Annotated in this window: 15 protein-coding genes; 6 read left to right on the plus strand and 9 right to left on the minus strand. The window is 33.9% G+C overall.

Going from position 1 to position 19,180, the window contains the following annotated elements; translation table 11 throughout:
• Positions 1–215: 215 nt before the first annotated feature.
• From ILA26_RS00940 to ILA26_RS00975, 8 genes are all read right to left on the minus strand, one after another.
• Entirely contained in the window at positions 216–1,823 is a 1,608-nt protein-coding gene (locus ILA26_RS00940; RefSeq protein WP_292893035.1) for a hypothetical protein, read from the minus strand.
• Positions 1,824–1,904: 81 nt separating this feature from the next.
• A complete protein-coding gene (locus ILA26_RS00945) occupies positions 1,905–3,572 on the minus strand; it encodes a hypothetical protein (RefSeq protein ID WP_292893037.1) in 1,668 nt (555 codons plus the stop codon).
• Positions 3,573–3,591: 19 nt separating this feature from the next.
• Positions 3,592–4,638 carry a hypothetical protein gene (locus ILA26_RS00950; protein ID WP_292893039.1) on the minus strand — a complete coding sequence of 349 codons (1,047 nt, stop codon included), beginning with the start codon at positions 4,636–4,638 and terminating at the stop codon, positions 3,592–3,594.
• A 352-nt stretch (positions 4,639–4,990) separates the two neighbouring features.
• On the minus strand, positions 4,991–7,057 hold the full coding sequence (locus tag ILA26_RS00955; RefSeq protein WP_292893041.1) for a hypothetical protein: 2,067 nt from the start codon (positions 7,055–7,057) through the stop codon (positions 4,991–4,993).
• 841 nt (positions 7,058–7,898) lie between these two features.
• Positions 7,899–8,858, minus strand: coding sequence for a hypothetical protein (locus tag ILA26_RS00960; RefSeq protein WP_292893043.1), 960 nt, complete (start codon positions 8,856–8,858; stop codon positions 7,899–7,901).
• Between the two features lie 63 nt (positions 8,859–8,921).
• On the minus strand, positions 8,922–10,223 hold the full coding sequence (locus ILA26_RS00965; protein WP_292893045.1) for a hypothetical protein: 1,302 nt from the start codon (positions 10,221–10,223) through the stop codon (positions 8,922–8,924).
• Positions 10,224–11,711: 1,488 nt separating this feature from the next.
• On the minus strand, positions 11,712–12,290 hold the full coding sequence (locus tag ILA26_RS00970) for a DUF4143 domain-containing protein (protein ID WP_366514867.1): 579 nt from the start codon (positions 12,288–12,290) through the stop codon (positions 11,712–11,714).
• Positions 12,268–12,408, minus strand: a complete 141-nt coding sequence (locus ILA26_RS00975; protein WP_292893047.1) for a hypothetical protein — start codon at positions 12,406–12,408, stop codon at positions 12,268–12,270. Before ILA26_RS00975 ends, ILA26_RS00970 begins: the two co-directional genes overlap by 23 nt.
• An 81-nt stretch (positions 12,409–12,489) precedes the next feature.
• On the opposite strand from ILA26_RS00975, the gene ILA26_RS00980 reads away from it, so the two are divergent.
• Both ILA26_RS00980 and ILA26_RS00985 read left to right on the plus strand, forming a co-directional pair.
• The gene (locus ILA26_RS00980) at positions 12,490–12,669 is read left to right on the plus strand and encodes a hypothetical protein (protein WP_292893049.1); all 180 of its coding nucleotides are present in this window, start codon (positions 12,490–12,492) and stop codon (positions 12,667–12,669) included.
• On the plus strand, positions 12,659–13,231 hold the full coding sequence (locus ILA26_RS00985) for a zeta toxin family protein (protein ID WP_292893051.1): 573 nt from the start codon (positions 12,659–12,661) through the stop codon (positions 13,229–13,231). Before ILA26_RS00980 ends, ILA26_RS00985 begins: the two co-directional genes overlap by 11 nt.
• Positions 13,232–13,472: 241 nt before the next feature.
• On the opposite strand, the gene ILA26_RS00990 is transcribed toward ILA26_RS00985, so the two are convergent.
• Positions 13,473–13,868, minus strand: a complete 396-nt coding sequence (locus tag ILA26_RS00990; RefSeq protein WP_292893053.1) for a nuclear transport factor 2 family protein — start codon at positions 13,866–13,868, stop codon at positions 13,473–13,475.
• 67 nt (positions 13,869–13,935) lie between these two features.
• Here ILA26_RS00990 and ILA26_RS00995 point away from each other — a divergent pair, with 67 nt between their 5' ends.
• The 4 genes from ILA26_RS00995 (at position 13,936) to ILA26_RS01010 (ending at position 18,946) form a co-directional block, all read left to right on the plus strand.
• Positions 13,936–14,724 carry an NAD+ synthase gene (locus tag ILA26_RS00995; RefSeq protein WP_366514868.1) on the plus strand — a complete coding sequence of 263 codons (789 nt, stop codon included), beginning with the start codon at positions 13,936–13,938 and terminating at the stop codon, positions 14,722–14,724.
• Between the two features lie 11 nt (positions 14,725–14,735).
• Complete coding sequence (leuS, locus tag ILA26_RS01000; RefSeq protein WP_292893057.1) at positions 14,736–17,591, plus strand: leucine--tRNA ligase; 2,856 nt, start codon at positions 14,736–14,738, stop codon at positions 17,589–17,591.
• Positions 17,592–17,644: 53 nt separating this feature from the next.
• Positions 17,645–18,340: a CPBP family glutamic-type intramembrane protease gene (locus ILA26_RS01005; RefSeq protein ID WP_292893059.1), complete on the plus strand. Its 696-nt coding sequence runs from the start codon at positions 17,645–17,647 to the stop codon at positions 18,338–18,340.
• 81 nt (positions 18,341–18,421) lie between these two features.
• Entirely contained in the window at positions 18,422–18,946 is a 525-nt protein-coding gene (locus tag ILA26_RS01010) for a hypothetical protein (RefSeq protein ID WP_292893061.1), read from the plus strand.
• Positions 18,947–19,180: the final 234 nt, after the last annotated feature.

Genomic DNA, 19,180 nt, shown 5'->3' on the forward strand with positions numbered 1-19,180 from the left:
ATATCTAAATGTATTTTTAGGAGCCCTAATCATATCACAAGGATACTACTCAAAAACGGCCATACAACAATTATCTGAGAACTAAAAAATTCAGGCCCCTAAATAATATTAATAACATTCTTTTTTTCAATTATTCACCCCCTAACTTTTTATTAATGATTTGAGATAAGAATGAAAAAATAAAATAAAAAGTAGAGTATGAAAAAATTCTCTACTTATTTTTTAACTGTAATTTTTACTTTTTTACTGGTTGCTTTGTAGTTTTTGTTTCCTGCAAATTTAATTACTGCTGTGTATTTACCTTTTTTGGTCAGTTTTTTAAGGTTAAATGTTGCTTTACCTTTGCTATTAGTGGTTGCCTTGTAGGTTTTTTTGCCAACTTTTAAAGTAACTTTTACTTTTTTAACTGCTTTTTTACCTGCTTTTAAAACTATTGTGTATTTTTTGGTTTTCTTTTTAGCTTTAAAAGTTTTCTTTTTAGCAGTGATTTTAGCGGATTTCTTGACTATTTTATTGGTTGCCGGAACGGTTTTAGAGGGGGTTGTGTTTTGGTTTTTAGTGAATGTGAAAGTCTTGTTCACGGAAGTTGGAAGATAAGCGTAAGGATCACCAGGATATGAAAACTCAAAATTATAAGTACCATCTAAATCCTTTAAAATTATTTGCCCGTTAGTGTCAGTATCCAAATAATCAACTACTTTGCCGTTGTTGAAAATACCTACTTCAACACCAACAATAGGTTTACTGACATTAACATCAGTTAAAGTAATAATCACACTATTGTCCTTGGATGTTACGGTTAATTGGGTTTCATTTAATCCAATTTTTTTAGTTTTATTCACATAAAAAGGAGAGATTAAATCAGCAGTTTCAGAAGCATCAAAATCATAAATGCAGTCAACAATCTCACAATAGCTTAACTGGCGAGCCTTAACAATACCAGTTATATTACAGTTTTTGAAAATGGAATTATAAATATAAACTCCATCATATCGACCATAATTATCAGACTGGCCACCATATGAATCCACAATAACCTCTTCCGTAATATTATCAAAAATACAATTATTAAATGAATATTTAGTAAACTCATACGAGGTTATTAGATTTTTAGATTCATATTTAATAGTATGTATTACGGAATTCCAGGATGTTTTAACATCATACTCTTCAAGATCTGGATTATATGAATAGTTTAAAAATTTACAGTTTTCAAAGTTTGCAGAACAAATATCAGTAAGTCCATCTTTATTTGGATTTTGATATTGATTTTGACCTGAAACAAAAGATGTGTCTAAAAAAGTACAGTTAATAAAATTAAAGTCCCTACCATCAAGTGAAACACTGTGATAAATGTAAACATCATTCCAGCCATCATTGTCATTTCCAGTCATGTAATGTGATGTTTTTGTTGGCGGAACTTTAAAAGTTACATTAATATAAGTTATACCAACATTAAAATTACGGTAACTACTTGTATAAGACCAAAGTGATGTAATGAATGTGTTTTCATTGTATCCAATTATAGTGTAGTTTTTTGTAACATCAAATCCACCATATTCACCTTCTGCTAAATAAAAAACATCTCCATCTTGAATATTAACTTTTTTTGTGGCATTTTCCCAACTACTACCATCACCATCATTTTCCTTACTGGAGTTCACATAAACTTTTTTAACATCTACTGTGATATCATCACTACTTGAAATATATTGTGAGTCCTCATAAGATATATCTTTAAGATCTGTTGTATTTTCTGATGCACTAACAAAACCAATGGCTAATAGAAATACTAACAATATTAATAATATTCTTTTTTTCAATTATTCGCCTCCTAGAACTTTTTTAATGATAAAGATAAGAATGAAAAAAATAAAATAAAAAGTAGAGTACAAATTCTCTACTTATTTTTTAACGGTTATTTTTACTTTTTTACTGGTTGCTTTGAAGTTTTTATTTCCTGCAAATTTAATAACAGCAGTGTATTTACCTTTTTTAGTTAATTTGGTAATTTTAAAGGTTGCTTTACCTTTGCTGTTAGTAGTTGCTTTGTAGGTTTTTTTACCAATTTTAATAGTAACTTTTACTTTTTTAACTGCAGCTTTGCCTGCTTTTAAAACAATACTGTATTTTTTGGTTTTCTTTTTAGCTTTAAAAGTAGCTTTTTTAGCAGTGATTTTAGTAGCTTTTTTAGTTACTTTAGGAGCAGTTTGCTTATCTTTACCAGTTGAAGGGTTAGAGACTTTTTCAACTTTAAAAGTAGTGTTTGCAGTACTTGCAGCATAATTTGATATTCCTTCAAAGTTTGCAGTAACATTATAAGTGTTTGGTGCTAATTTATCGGATACCTTTAAAGAACCAGTACCGTTAACTACACTTACAGTGTAGTTATTTTCTCCAACTGATACTTTAACATCTGAAGTTATATTATCAGATAATTCTACGATTATTGTGAAGGGTTCACCTTCTTTAATATCACCGACTTTTACAGTTAAAGTAGTAGCAGTGACTGGCACATCAATATAAGTATATTCCCCATCAACTAATGTTTTTTTGGTATCAAAACCATATGTATTATCAGTAATTACATTATCGGCTGCATCCACAGTAGCTTTAACAATACCTTTAACGATTACATTATTAAAAGTTGAATCTTTTATAGTTACTGAAGATTTGTCAGTGTATGGAGCAAAATGATTATCAACATCAAGCCTAGTTCCTGATCCAGTACAAGTTGTTGAAATAATTGCATCAGAATTTATATTATCAAATACACAATTTGAAATAATAATATTTGTATAATTATGACCAGTTATAATATTTTGAATATAATCTACAAAATTACAGTTAGTAAATGAGTAATCAAACAATTCATAAGCACCAGAAGCCCCAGAAGATTCTTTTGCATTTAATTCAAGAGTGTAATTAATAAATTTACAATTAATAAATTTATAATTTATACCATTAAGGGCCATTTCACCATTATTAAATGTAAGATTCTCCCAAGTTATAGTTCCTCCCCAATTTTCTGCATTACCGTCATTATAAATTCCATATGTTGTGAAAATAGTACTATCACGGTCTTCTCCAATAATATAGACATTAGTTTCTGAAGACATAGTCATTGCTCTGCTTGGTAATGACCAGGTTCCACTTTTCAGATATATAGTTACATCAGAGTCATCAAGGTTATTTAAAATGATATCTAAAAATTCATCATCAGATTCTGGACTGTCTGATAAAATTTCGTTAAAAGAAGCACCTAAAAGTTCTTTTTTAACTTTAGAATTAGTTGAACTTACAGCATTGTAAACATTGCCTGTTCCTGAGTAAACGGTTTGAGGACTGTTTATAAATGTATTATAATCAAAAGTATATTGGTTTCCAGATATTTTTACAGTAGTACTTGAACCAGTATGATTAATAAATGTGTTATGGGTAATTATTAAATGGGATTTACCTTCACTAATATTTGCATATTCTTTAGTATTGAATCCACAGATTGCTTGACCATTAGCTGCGTAATTATGAATAAAAGTGGATCCATTTACATTTAATGTTCCACCATTCATTGCAGCAATAGCACCACCATTACCTGAAGTGGAGGTTATTATTATCTACAAACCTACAATTATTAACAGTTACACTGTATGCATTTGATGCAAAGAAGTAGTTGGATGCACCAATAGCTCCACCCCCATTATTGGTAGTACAATTATTGTTTGTAAAGTTTGAGTCATATACTTCTAAAGTTGAGTAAGTATATAATGCTCCCCCATTCCATCCTGCAACATTTCCATTGAATGAGGAAGTTCTAATAACACTTTTTGCATTAGTGTGAGTATGGATTGCACCTGCCCACCATGCCGCACGGTTGTTGTTGAAAGTTGAAGCCCATACATACAATTGACCACAATTATTAATACAACCAGGTTCAGTAGATGCATAATTGTTTTCAAATGTAGAACCTCTAACATTTAAAGTTACACCAGTTGTAGACCCAGACATGTAATTACTTACTACTCCATAACCAGAAGTACAATCTGAGAAAGTACAATCAGTTATATTCATTGTTCCTAAATTATTGTATACTACAGAATCATGTCCTGTTCCTGCAGTAATGTTTGTAAATGTACAGTTATTTAAAATACTAGTTCCAGTAGTTTGTAATTGAATAAGCATTTGACATTGAATGTTTCTAAAGTTAACATTTTGGAATGTTATTTGTAATGCACTGTTAGAAGTACTTGTAAATGGAATTCTTCCAGATGCATCTCCTGTAATATAACTATTTGCATTACCATTAATTACTGCATTGTTTCCAAATTGAATATCTCCAGATCCAATGCTAATTCCACCATTAAGATTTATTGTATAATCAGTTCCTGTTGCATTACAATAAGATTGTAACTCTGACCATGAGGATGCTGTTTGAGTACTTGAAGTACTTAATACTTCATTTTCATCAGTACTTTCGTCTAATGTTGCATCATCAAAACTATCTGCTTGCTCAACTACTGTTGCATCACCCTCACTAGAAATTGCATCATCAGTGACGTCTTCAGCAGCACTTGCAGCACCGATACAACAAATAAAGATCAATAATACTGTTAAGAATAAAGTAACCTTTACTTTCATTTTATTATTCACCTCTTTAATAAATTTAAACCTTTTATTTTAACGACCAAATATGAAATTATTTCAATTTGGTACAATATACCCTCCAAAACATGAATCCACATTCATACCAACTTTTTTGCAGTGTATTAGTAATATATACTGTAAAAGGCAATGAAAAGATTCTTTTTTTTTCAGATATTTTTTGATAAATGAATCATTAATTAAAATTAAGTTAGTTATTGATAAATATTTATTAACTAAAAACTAACTGTAACTTTTTAAAATTCACTTTATCATTATTAATTTTTGTAAATTGTGTTTTAAATATGTTACTAAAAAATTTTTAAAAAAAAGTTTAATAGTGATGGTTTTAGTATTCTTCTTTAGTGTGTTCTTTTTCTTTATATCCAATGATTAATAATATTAGAACTAGGATTATTCCTATTATTGTTTGGATATAGTTTATTTCGTCAAGTTCCTGTATTTGTTTTGTTATTTCATAAGCTTTGGATTCACTTGGACTGGAGGATGAACTTGACCCTGATCCTGCTGATGAAGATGCACTTGCAATATTTATTCCTGATTCGCCATAAGTATATCTTGTTGAATTGCTATCGCCACGAGCTGCATCTGAAGTAGATGGATTCCTATTGTTTCCATTGACTTTGCTTTTAATTGTCAATCCGTTTCCTTGGCCTTTGCCGTTTATAGTGTTTCCACTCCCTTCACCGTTACCTAATCCATTACCAGTATTATCTCCAGTGTTTAGCCAAGATATGTCCAAACCATTTCCTTTTCCGTTGCCACCATTATAGTAGTTTTTAAGCCATGATGGAATGTCACGTTCAGTCATATGACGTATGGTATCTGCTCCATTGGTATTATAGCGTATTACATTGTTTTGTCCGTTTCCACCAATGCTTACTGCACGGTCTCCACCTTCACCAACACCAGTAACCAATATATTATACATAACATTGGTATCGCTTGTAGTGGAAGCAGTTCCCTGATTCAAGCTTATAGCAATCGGACCTGGAACCTTAACATTATTGTACCTGATATCATACTTATGGTTTCCATTGGTTCCCTGTGAATAGCTAATACCATATATGCGGTCACCTGCTTTATAGCCCCCAACAGTATCTACAATAATAGTATTGTTAAGTATTCTGTCATCAGAGTCCTGTACTTCAATACCTGCAACTAAAGACCATATGTCAGTGCTTGCTTTTCCCGTAATGTTAATGAAATTGCTTATGATATCAATTTGTGTAGCACCATTAAAGTTTTGTGAATATATTCCAATATTTGGACCATTACTTACACTATGCAGATAATTATATGCCACCTTCATATTATTTACAGGTCCAGTAATCTGTATGGGATAAGCGGTACCATCACGACCGTATCCACCATATGTAAATACATCAATATTATTTTCAACAACAGTCATATCATTTAAACGATAAACATCCAAGGCATAAAGATAGTTTGCAGTGTTTTTTCGAGTATACGAGTCCTCTACTTTAATATTGTTTTTATTTACTGTTGCATTATCGCATGCATAGATATATACAGAGGATAATGTTGGGTATTTGACTCCGTTTTGGTATTCCCCGAAATTAATGTCAGCATAAACATTGTTGCTTGTGAATTGAAGGTTTTGACTATATCCTGCTGCAAATGAAGCTATCTTATCTCCATAAAAACTGCCATGGTCAATTTCACGTAATGGCACTGTAGAATTTATGTTATTGCCACAAATATATGCATTATCACTATAATATAATAAAACAGGATAATTGCGTCCGTTATGGAATGCATGTCCAATATAGTTAAAAGAAGAGTTTATCAACTTAAAACAGTTATTGTCATACGAATACACGCCGATTGCATCAACATCGCTTGGAGTGTCATAGGTCATGTCAATATTATATACTGTCACGTTGTCTCCTGTAACATAGATTCCGGCATTAGCATTATTTTTAAAGCTTTCATTTAAGACGAACTTTAAATTTGTAAGCATCACGCCGTCGGCTTTGATGTTGAAGACAGTATTATTGAACAAAGTATTTCTACCTGTTATTTTTGTATTGTCTGAATTGATTGTCAATACTCCTTTATCGGTGAATTCGCCGTTAAAGGTTAGTATTTTACCGCCGTATTCATCCTTCAGAACACCTTCGTTATCAAAGTACATTTTATAGTTTCTCTGATTGATAATGTAGCTGTCCTGTGAGGATTCAATTTCGTCCTGTGATTGAACACCTAAAACATTTAAAGAAGAATAGGATTCGGTATCGATATCTTCAATAACTAAGTCGTTCTCGGCACCAGCCATTGTTAAATTATCATTTGTTGAGGCAGAAATTAGACTCATGCCAAAAATCAGAACCATCATTATTGAAAATATGAATAATATTTTATTCATTTTCAAAATAATCATCCCACCTTTCTTTTAATGTGCAAACTCCATCATATTTTTTCAGTATATATTACCAATATAGTGAAAAAAGGAGTTTGAATTGTAAAGCATTCTATTAAATAATTATTTAAAAATTATTATCTACACTTTACTAAATAATATTTTAGTAGTAATATATTAATAAATATTTAGGTGATGGAATCATATACCCATTAAATGATATCTTTTGGTTCATTCCTTGATTCCGCACATTCCCATCATGTCACACGGACAGCCAAATATCACACAATATCCATGATAAAACCATTTGCAAAACATTTTAAAATTCACACCTCCAACTATTAATTTTATTTTTTCAATGTATTAATATATGCTGATGTTTTAGCATTAACAGGATTTAATGAACGATTTTATGAAAAATTGATTATCAAGAAACAGCCACCACCATGTTTTAAGCGAGCCAATTCGCCAGGCCGGAACCACGCCGACCGTAAGGGAGGCGTGTGTGGAGGCCTGGTGTAAAGAATTGGTGAGCATATACTATAGTGAGGAAGCGACCCTCACCGGTCGGTTCCGTATATAGGGAGTGTATTAAAAATAAGCTGTCCATCTCTGAGGGACTGTTGCGACGAATGAAATGAGTCGCAATAGGTATATGAAGGAATTATTAAGTTTATCAGATTTAAGAACCGACCATTTATCGGTCGGTTCGGGGTTAAGTTTTGTAAACATGATTAGAATTTTTAAGGAGAAGTGAGAAGAGATGTACACTTCCCCCTGTTCTAATAAATAACGAGCGAGTATATGAATTCGTAGCTCCAGTGTTAAAAGCAACTAAAAAACACCTTCATAGCTAGATTCTGGTTCGGTTGAATCCCATATCCTTTAGAATCTTATTATATTCCTCACGAGTGGTAAATGAAGGTGCATTCTCATCTTCACCTCCACCAGTTGACCCGGTTTCACCTGCTTCACCGGAGTTTTCAGGATTCCTTCCTCCGGGAGTTGAACCGTCACTTGTAGCTTCAATTTTAATTCTTCTCTCAGCCAGTTTTTCCATAAGTTCCATATCAACATCACCGGATAATAGCTTATCTATTATCTCCTTATCCTGAGCATTCTCATTATAGTTAAAGTTATATTTAGCTTCGTACTCTTTTATTTTCCTTTCATTTTCAGCTTTTCTAAGTTCAGATAATTCTTTTAGTATATCATCTTTAGAATCTATGAATTCCTTATTTTCTTCAATAGCTTTTTTAATATCATCATATTTTTTGGATTCCTCTTTTAAGCTGTTTATTTCATCCTGAAGCTTTCCAATTTCAGCATCCTTGCCCTGCAGTTTCTCCAACAGTAAAGTTGTAGCCACATTAGCATCTTTACTAGGTGGCTGAGGTTGCGGTTGAGGCTGTGATGGTTCAGGATTAGGATTTCCGGTTTCACCAGCTATTTCAGAATTCAGTAAAGTTATCTTTCTAGGGTTTTTAGTTACGCCAACATCTATTAAGCTCATAGTATCAATTCCAAATGAATCTCCGTTATCTTTCAGTAAGACATCAACTTTTGGTGACAGTCCTTTTCCTTTCATGTCCAGTTCATCGGGAACTTCAATGAATAGCTTTCCTTCCTCATATTCAATATTGTTTCCGATACCTACGTAGATATTGTCATGTTCTGAAGTTAAAGGAATTCCGCCACGGTAGTTTTCAGCCATTAGCTTTAGATCATCTTCGCTCCATATTACAGGTTTGTCGAGTCTCACGTCCAGGTCGGAGTAGTCATAGGATCCGACTTCAAAAAGTTCATGTCTCATCATTATCACTTTTTATTATATTATTTATTATATAGTTTATTACTTATTTTATATAAACTTTTATTATACTTCAACCCCACTCTCACTTACAATCCTTTCACCGACTGGCTGTTCTTCTTCAAAGTTACTGAGATAGTTTTTATAAATCTCATCACCTTCAGAAGACAGTTCCATAATATATCTTAAAACATCATCTCTTGAATAGCTGAAATAAACGTCTAAAGTTTCACTGATGCCCATTAACTCCAACTGCATATTCAATAATTGATTGCAATACTTTAACACCCATTTCTGGTCATTGGCTACATTAACAATAAAACCTGTAATGGCTGAATCGTTAATGTATTCAGCAACATTCTGATTTGATTTTTCATTACCTGCCTGTGACTGCGGTGTTACAAAAGTTCTTAAGATATTGTTCCTGAAGATTTCTGTTTGTCTGGTATAATCAGATTGGTAGTTGTTACCACCAAGTATTTTACTTTCAATTCCTGGAGGTACAATAGCCACGTTTGAATCAGCAGTTGTTCCGTAATCTGCATAAAGATTTTCTTTTGCAGTAGATGAAAGTTCCGTAACAATAGGTTGGCCGTTTGAATCAAGTGATGGTTTTACTTCAATGATATTGTCTTTATTAATTCTCTCTACTTGGTTACGTTCAAGATTGCACTTGTGGTATATATCATCAAGGCAATTTAGGATAATGCTTTGAGCTTCACAGTAGATTTCATTGTACATGAAGTTAATGACTTCATCAGGTTCATACTTTACCGTTAATGTTCCTTCTTCCACACTAACATAATTGTTGAATTCTTCCGGTGATCCGTTTACAATATCTTTAGGCATCTCATGAAGGAATAGCTGCACTTCATTATCATCATTGAATTCTTTTTTAAGGCCGTAACCGTTAGCACCAATTTCCAAAAAGATTGGTTTGATATATTTGCCAATGCTTTTATCCCAGCGTTGTACTGGTTTGATTAATCCTTCTCCATCAACCATTCCCCCTTGCAGAATATTTTTAGCAACTTGTGAGATGTCAATTTTCCTTGCCCATAAGATTAAAGTAAATTTCTGTTCTGCAGATAGTTTGTTTTCCTTATCCACAAGAACAATATTAACATTAGCTTTATCAATTCTATTTTTCAAAACACCTGAAGTATAACCATCAAGTTTAACAGCATATCTGGCATTAGCTATTGTCTTATTGATTACTGGTGGCAGTGCATCTACAAGATCAAGGCCAGTATTGATCCCATCAGTACGAGGTTGCCTTTCATCCTCACCCCAATAGCTGCGCTTGGTGTTATACTGCTCTACACGATTATTCAATAATCTAGTTTTAATGAAAGATGTAATTCCCATAATTATCATTTCCAAATAATTTTATTATATAATTTATTATATTATTTATATAAACTACATAATAAACTTTTGATAAATTGGAAACAATAAAAATAATGCAAAAAAGAATAGATTCATATGCATAACCTTTCCATAATCAGCTAAATTTTTTAATAATTAGTTATTTAGGGTTACTATATGATTTTAAGTGGTGTTAGTTTTTTTAGGTTAGTATATGAAATTCAATTTGTTTCATCATGCACGAACATGAAAAAGATTTATAATTGATGAAAAAAATAGTTTATTTTACAAATTGTCCAACGGAAAAACGGTTAGTATAGGAAAATCAGACTACCTACTTTTAGTTACTAAAAATTTAATGTTTTATAGTATATAAATTTACTTATCACCACATTATTGCAAACACCAAATTCAAAGAATACTCTCGCATTTTCTATGAATCATGCCTTGATTAATTTATTTTATCGATAGTGAATTTTTAAGCATTAGAATATGATTATACTCGCTTATCAAGCTTTAATGATCTGTTTAAAAAGTAGTAAGTAAATGAGTTTCCAAGTAGTTATTTCAGGTAACCTTATGAATTTCCGAATGGTTATTTTAGGCAACATCATGTATTTCCAATTATTATTGGCACATATTATAACAAGACATCCTCATCTAAAACTAATTAAAAAAAAAAGTCATATAAAGTTTAGTGCATTAAAATAAGTAAAATTAGTTAAAATCAATGCCTACAACATGATAAACATGCTCGAACAAGTAGACACTGAACTAAAACTATTCATTCAAAGTTTAGAATTTATGTATCCAAACATGGATTTAAACTCTAATGAATATTATGAAATAGATTATATATAAAGTTTATTGTTTTTTAATTTTATAAATTGCAGGAAGTGTTCATTGTAAATAAACAAACCCAAACATAGCTGGTTAAGGCTATCGATAAACAATCATTACAATATTGAAGATTCCTGCAATTTAAAGGAGAAATCAATTTATGACATCGGATTAATTATAAGTAATCCATATGATGACAAATGCAAGACACCACGTCATGATGGTGTATATGAGCATTGCGACCCAAAGTTTTCTTTGGATACCCATAAGGATTCCTCCCTTTGAATAAATAGTTTTGCCAAGAGGAGAGTTCATTAGAACAGATGTTCCAAATTCCCTCGTAGGCAATATTATCTTGTTCGAAATAATACCACCCCCTATTGGATCAAGAGTTTGATTACCCACATATTTGATTTTAATAGTATAAATAATTTTTATTTCCTTCATACTCAACTAAAAATTGCTTTTATCGTGAAAAAAGTAATTAATGATAAAATATTTTTAACTAGACTTATGCTGAAAAAATGAGAAACATGAAAATTTTTTATGTTCTTTATGTTTTATGAAAGATCAGAACTTGATGAAAACAAAAAATCAAATTTTATCACATGTGCGGACCATGCACTATTTTTATACATCCCTGTGTTTTCATAAAAATGAAAATGTCTTTGGAGGCATGTAGATTACATTCTCCTTTCTTTCAATAGTCTTTGTATTATTTGCAACAACTATGCCATAATCACAATCATACCTGTTAATGGCATCTTCAATTTGATATTTCTTTTTCTTTCCACGACCCACTTCAATTGGAATGATATTTTCGGATTCCTCCTGGATTAAAAAATCGACATTAGTTTTTTTGTTTGCATCATAGTATATAGTGAAATTGCTAAACTGCCTGTTGGACAGATTAAAGAGATTTGATGCAATCAGATTTTCTAATAGAAGTCCTTCATAATCATCGCTTCCAATTAATGGGTTTCCAACTTTTCTTGACAGTGCATGTCTGATGCCAGGTGTTGCAAAATAATATTTCCATGATTTTTTAACCCTTTTGGCTGAACCCCCATATGGTTCGCAATGGAAAATCAGATGAGTCTTTTCAAGCAGACCCAATATTTTATTGACATTTGCAGTTGATGTTTTTAAATAATTCGCAAGATTTGCATGTGTTAACTCACCAGCTGTTGGAGGGCAAAATATCTTAATATTCTTTTTGCATTTGATTGATTAGGGATGAAAGTTCTTTTATCTGGGACAGGTCTTTGGTAATGACCCTTTCTGTTATTTCAACTAAATCTTCACATATCTCCCTGTGTGTCTTTTTCACAGAGTCACACTTCAAAAATATTTATTATTAATGAAATCGATATTAATATTATAATTAGTAAAATGAGGAGGGTTTCTTTTGACTGAAGGAAATGAATTGGATTCAACATGTGGAATTTCTGATGAAGAACTTACTGAAAGATTTAAAGCATCCATTAAAATAGATCAGGACATCTGTAAAATCAAAGGACTTCCTATTGCTGGTTATGATGATGAACTCGATAAGCCCTACATTGAGTATCCTGATGGAAGGAGAGTTTATCCAAATGAAAAATAGACTACCTGAAATCATTGTTTTTGCTGGACCAAATGGTAGTGGAAAAACCACAATAACTCGAATGGCTAAAACTATTGGTGTTTACATTAATGCTGACGATATCAAAAAATCAAATTCATGCAGTGATTTGGAAGCCGCCATAAAAGCGGAAGAACTTAGAGAATCAACGCTTGAAAAATCTTATGATTTCACATTTGAAACCGTGCTTTCTACAGATAGAAATCTCAAATTACTCAAAAAAGCCAAAGAAAAAGGATATTTTTTAAGATGCATTTATGTTCTCACATCCAATCCAGAAATTAATAAAACCCGAATTGACATTAGAGAATCAATGGGAGGCCACACCGTCCCGGAAGATAAAATTAAATCAAGATACTACAAAGCACTCAAATTGATTCCAGAATTGGTGGAAATCTGTGACATAGTTCATATTTATGACAATACTAATGAACCCTTTAGAATTTTCAAGAAAAGAAAGGATACCTACTTCCATTGGGAAAATAAATATTGGAGTTATTCCGATATTGAAAAACTCACCGGAATAAACGAATATGAAAATTAATGTTATATAATCGTATTTTAATTAGTTTTTAGGAAACCTTATACATTCCCGACGGTTGATTTATAAGGACAAAATCAAATTTATTATTGGTAAGGACATCACATTAATTTATTACTTGTCCAAAATGGCAACCTTATGATTTTCCATGATCTACTTAGTTCTGAATGTAATTTTAATTTTTTATACTATACAAAATTACTTGATTATAGATAGATAACAAATAGCCCAATAAAAAAAAGAATTAGTTATCCCATTTAGTGAAATACCACTTGCCATCCACCTTCTCAAAATCAACAGTAGTGTCCAATGTCCATTTGCCGTTAATTCCATAAACCTTGGCAGTTAATGCAACGTCAGCAACCAATGTGGCCCTTTCCTTATCATCCCACAAGATTGTCGGATCAATGATTTCAGACTTGTAATAGTTCAATGTACCGTCCATAATCTCGGAAATGAACTCCTGTTTGGTCTGCCTTTTGCCGGACATGTGAACCAGCTCATACTTTTCAGTCAATATTTCATCAAGTTTGGCCTCATCCTTATCTATAATCGCCTGCTGAAATTCCACAAACCTGTCAAGGATTTCACTGTCAACATCACTGAAAGACTTATCGCAAATAATTTCCACATCTGACATACTATAATATATTAAATAAAAAGTACATATTATTTACTGTATAAATGATTAACACGTTGGTGATAAAATTAGTGCCATTCCAGAATTGAACTTAGAAAAGACAAAAGAAGACATACTAGATTTTATTCAAGCAAAAGTGTCTGAATCCCACACTGACGGAATTGTTGTCGGTTTAAGCGGAGGAATAGACTCCACTCTTGTGGCATACCTGGCATGTGAGGCATTGGGCAAGGATAAAGTGTTTGGAATCGTTATGCCCTCATCCACCACACCATCAGAGGACAATATTCATGGAATAAATGTAGCACAGAATTTAGGAATCGAATACAAAGAAATAGCTATTGACAGCATTTTGAATGAGTATTTATCAATGACCCAACTTGAAGAGACTGACCTGGCAGTGGGAAACCTCAAGGCCAGAATCAGAATGACAATCATTTACTATTATGCAAATACACATAACCTACTCGTCAGCGGAACAGGTAACAGAAGCGAAATCCTCATAGGATACTTTACAAAGCATGGGGATGGAGCATGCGACATTGAACCGATTGGAGATTTGTACAAACATGACGTTTTCAAGTTAGCGGAATACCTTGACGTTCCTCGAGAAATCCTCGACAAGCCTCCAAGAGCGGGCCTGTGGAACAACCAGACTGATGAGGAGGAGATTGGAATGAGCTATGATTTGCTTGACCAAATCCTTTATTTCCATTCCGAAAAGGACATGGACAAGGAGGAAATTGCTGAAAGGTTGGATATTCCAATCGATGATGTTGATATGATTATTACTAAAGTTATAAGGAGCGCACACAAAAGCAAAGTTCCTGAAAGCCCTAAAAAAACAATAATTTAAATGGTGATTTAGTGAGCGAAAATATAGAAAAGAAATGGCAGAAAAAATGGGCTGATGCAAAGTTATTTGAATCAAACCCAGACAAAAGAGAAAAATTGTTCCTAACAGTAGCTTTCCCATACCCTAGTGGTGCAATGCACATCGGACACGGACGTACATACACCGTACCGGACGTTTATGCAAGGTTCAAAAGAATGGAAGGATACAACGTGCTTTTCCCTATGGCATGGCACGTAACCGGAGCTCCTGTTATCGGAATTGCAGACAGGATTCAAAGGAAAGACCCTTGGACACTTGACTTGTATGAAAGAGTCCACGGAGTTCCAAAGGAAACATTGCCTAAACTTGAAGATCCGGAATACATCGTGAAATACTTCTCAACCGAATACCATGAAGTGATGGAAGAGATGGGATACTCCATCGACTGGAGAAGAGAGTTCAGGACCATCGACCCTACCTACAAGAAGTTCATCGAATGGCAAATCACAACATTGCACGAAAAAGGACTGGTCCAAAAAGGAGAACACCCTGTAAAATACTGTCCTAACTGTGATAACCCTGTTGGAGACCATGACCTGCTTGAAGGTGAAGGAGTCGGAGTCAACGAACTGACCCTCCTGAAATTCCCAATCGGAGACAAGATATTGGTAACAGCAACATTAAGGCCTGAAACCATCGTTGGAGCAACCAACATCTGGTTGAACCCTGATGTTGAATACGTTCTCGTCAATGCAAAAGGCGAAAACTGGGTAATAACAAAAGAAGCTCACTACAACTTATCCAATCAAATTAAAGACTTAGACATCATTGAGGAAATTGACCCTAATGATTTAATCGGTAAAATGGCAACCAACCCATTCACAGGTGATGAATTGCCTGTTTTCCCAGCAAGTTTCGTAAGCGCATCCTACGGAAGCGGTGTCGTATTTTCAGAACCTGCTGACGCACCGGCAGACTACATCGCTCTTCAAGACTTGAAAAACAATGCTGAATTGATAGCAAAATACAACCTTGAAGGCATCATCGAAAACGTTCATCCTATTCCAGTATGTACCCTTAAGGGATATGGAGAGATTCCAGCTGCAGACATCATCGAAAGATTAGGAATCACAGATCAAAACGATGAAAAATTGCATGAGGCCACTAACGAGCTTTACAAGCAACAACACAGTAAAGGTAAAATAATCGATTCCATTCCAGACTTTGGAGGAATGAAAGTTCGCTTTGCACGTGAAGAGCTAAAAGAAAAACTGATTGAGGACAACATGGCTACAATCATGTACGACTTCGCTGAAAGGCCTGTTGTGTGCAGATGCGGTAACAACTGTGTTGTAAAAATCATGGACGACCAATGGTTCATGAAATACGGTAACGAAGAGTGGACCGAAAAGACCCTGAAAGTTCTTGAAGGCGAAACAATCATTCCTAAAGAGCTCAAGAGCAACTTCGAATACTACATAAACTGGCTGGACGACTGGGCATGTTCCAGAAAAGTCGGACTTGGAACAAGAATGCCTTGGGACAACCAATGGCTGATTGAGCCATTGACTGACTCCACAATCTACATGTCCTACTACACAATAGCCAAATACCTAAGGGACATGGACCCTGAGGACTTGACCCCAGCATTCTTTGATAAGGTATTATTAGACAAGGATTCCGGAGACATCAGTGTTCCTAGCGACAAGGTGGCTGAAATTCAAAACGAGTTCAACTACTGGTATCCTCTCGACTGGAGATTGTCCGCAAAAGACCTTGTAGGTAACCACTTGAGCTTCCTTATGTTTACACACAGTGCAATCTATCCTGAAGAAAAATGGCCAAGAGGAACCGTAGTGTTCGGTATGGGTCTTTTGGAAGGAAACAAGATGTCCTCATCAAAAGGAAACGTCATTCTCCTAAAAGATGCAATCCGTGACTACACCGCAGATGTTGTAAGGCTCTTTTTGATGGCTTCCGCAGAACCATGGCAAGACTTCGACTGGAGAGAAAAAGAGGTTCTTGGAACCAAAAGAAGATTAGAATGGTTCAGGGAATTTGCAGCTAAGGTTGAAGAGGTCAAAGGTTCCAAACTTGACTTGAGCAACATTGAAGAGGTCGAGCTTACAAGAACCATCGACTTATGGATGATGAGCCAACTCAACGAGCACATCAAAAAGTCAACAGAAGCATTGGAAGTCTTCCAGACAAGACAAGCTTTACAGGATTCATTGTTCTTGCTTAAGAAAGATGTGGACCACTACCTGTACAGAGTAAAACATTTGCTTGACTCACAGGACCCTGCAATCACATATGTATTGTCAACCGTGCTTGAAGCATGGATCAGGCTCCTTGCACCGTTCACCCCTCACACTTCAGAGGAATTATGGAGCACATATGGAGGAGAAGGATTTGTCAGCGAAGCAGCATGGCCTGAAGCTGATGAAAGCCTAATGAGCGCTGAAATTGAAAAGTCAGAGGAATTGGTGGAAAACATCATCAAGGATATCGCTCACATCAAACAGATGGTTGGAGACGAAATCGAAAAAGTTCACATTTACCTTGCTCCTGACTGGAAATGGGAATTATACAAAATAGCTGATGAGGTTGGAAAACCTGATATCGGTCAAATCATGGGAAGAGCTATCGGAGCCAACGTCCACGACGATAAAAAAGAAATTGCAATGGTGGCTAAAAAAATCGGTAAGGAAATAACCAAGACCAGATACATCGGAAAAATCAACGAAGAGGAAATCTTGACCGATGCACTTGATTATATCAAACAGGAATGTGGAGATGAAGTGGTCATTCACACCGATGATTCCTACGACCCACAAAACAAGGCTAGAAACGCTATGCCTTACAAACCGGCTATTTTCATGGAATAGACATTCTATTCCAACTCTTTTTTTATTTAATATATTCAACATGGTGAAAAACTATGAACATTAAAAAATATTTTCAATATGATGAGACAAGGGATTTTCCATACTACAATCACAATCCCCGATTATCAAAAGCCGCTTGGATAGTGTTGTTGCTGGCAGTTCCAATTGCATACCTAACATACGGCGTAACTGTATTTGATAATGAGATACTTTCAAGCATAATATTCTGTTTGATAATGCTGATTCCGCTATTGTACTTCTCTAATTGGGATTACAAATTGCTGTTCAGCAAACCGACAAAAAATGAAATAATACTTGCAACATTGATGTTTATAGGTTATATGACCTATGCACTATTGATGGGAACCGCTTTGGAGTACTTTGGACTTTCACCTACAGCAACTGCCGAAGCGTCATCAGACTCAATCTTTACCTTGATATCCCTGATTTTTGCATTGATGGGTGAGGAACTGATCAAGTTCATTCCTTTGATGTTCTTCATGAGGCTGTTCTACAAAATCACCAATAAGCGTGAAATATCATTTGCCATATCTTCAGTAATCATCATGATTTACTTCGGACTTTTGCATTATGACTTCACTTCAATAGCACAGTGCCTGCTTTTACAAGGATTGGGAACAGTTTTCGAATTGTATGGATACTATAAAACTAAAAACCTGTTTGTCCCATATTTATCACATCTTTTCACTGACGTATTCATAACAATTATAGTTTTAATTGGACTTTAATTAGATTATAAGAAAAGTTTTAAAAAATATAATATTAAAAAATATTAAATGAGATATATTCTCAAAATAAAAGGTGAAAAAATGAAAAAGATTTTAATGGTAGGAGCAATCTTACTCGCAATATGTATTTCAATCAGTGCTGTCAGTGCTGATGAAGGATGGAGCTTTAATTTCGGCAGCTCCGAAAGCAGTAATTCAGACGGAGGATTCTTCTCTCTCAATACTGGTACCAACTTATTAGAAATCCAAAAGTTACAATACACAATACCTGACGGATACAAAGAAAACGAATCCTTCAGAGTGGTAGGTGTGGATGCTAACGAATCCAGTTTCCCGGATGATACCAAAGAAACCGCTGGACAATTCGTTAACGGAGATGACTCAATTATTGTTAAAGTATTCTACCGTGACACCGCATTTGAGGAAGACGGATACGTTCCTGCTGAAGGAGCAGTAACAGAAAAAATAGCTGGCCAAAACGGATGGATTACAGAAGACGAAGATGGAGTAACCTTTGACTTCGTTAAAGATGGAAAAATAGTTGAAATAGACACTCCTAATGAACAAGTTCTTCAATCCATACTCGAATCAGCAAACAATAAATAAGATTATTCTATAATAATCTTATCTTTTATTTTTTTAAATCTACATCACTCTGTGAAGATTGATGAAACTCATTTTAAAATTTGATTAAATTAAATATTATAGTTAATTACCAAACTTTTGGTATATATGTTTCGAGCCATTTATCATAAACTTTGGTTCCTGAAATTGATTCATTATATGTTTTTATAGTTAATTCTTGCAGAAATTCTTTTGATTCAAGATAATAATGTTTTA

This window comes from Methanobrevibacter sp. (assembly GCF_017940815.1).
In the GTDB taxonomy this organism is placed as follows: domain Archaea; phylum Methanobacteriota; class Methanobacteria; order Methanobacteriales; family Methanobacteriaceae; genus Methanocatella.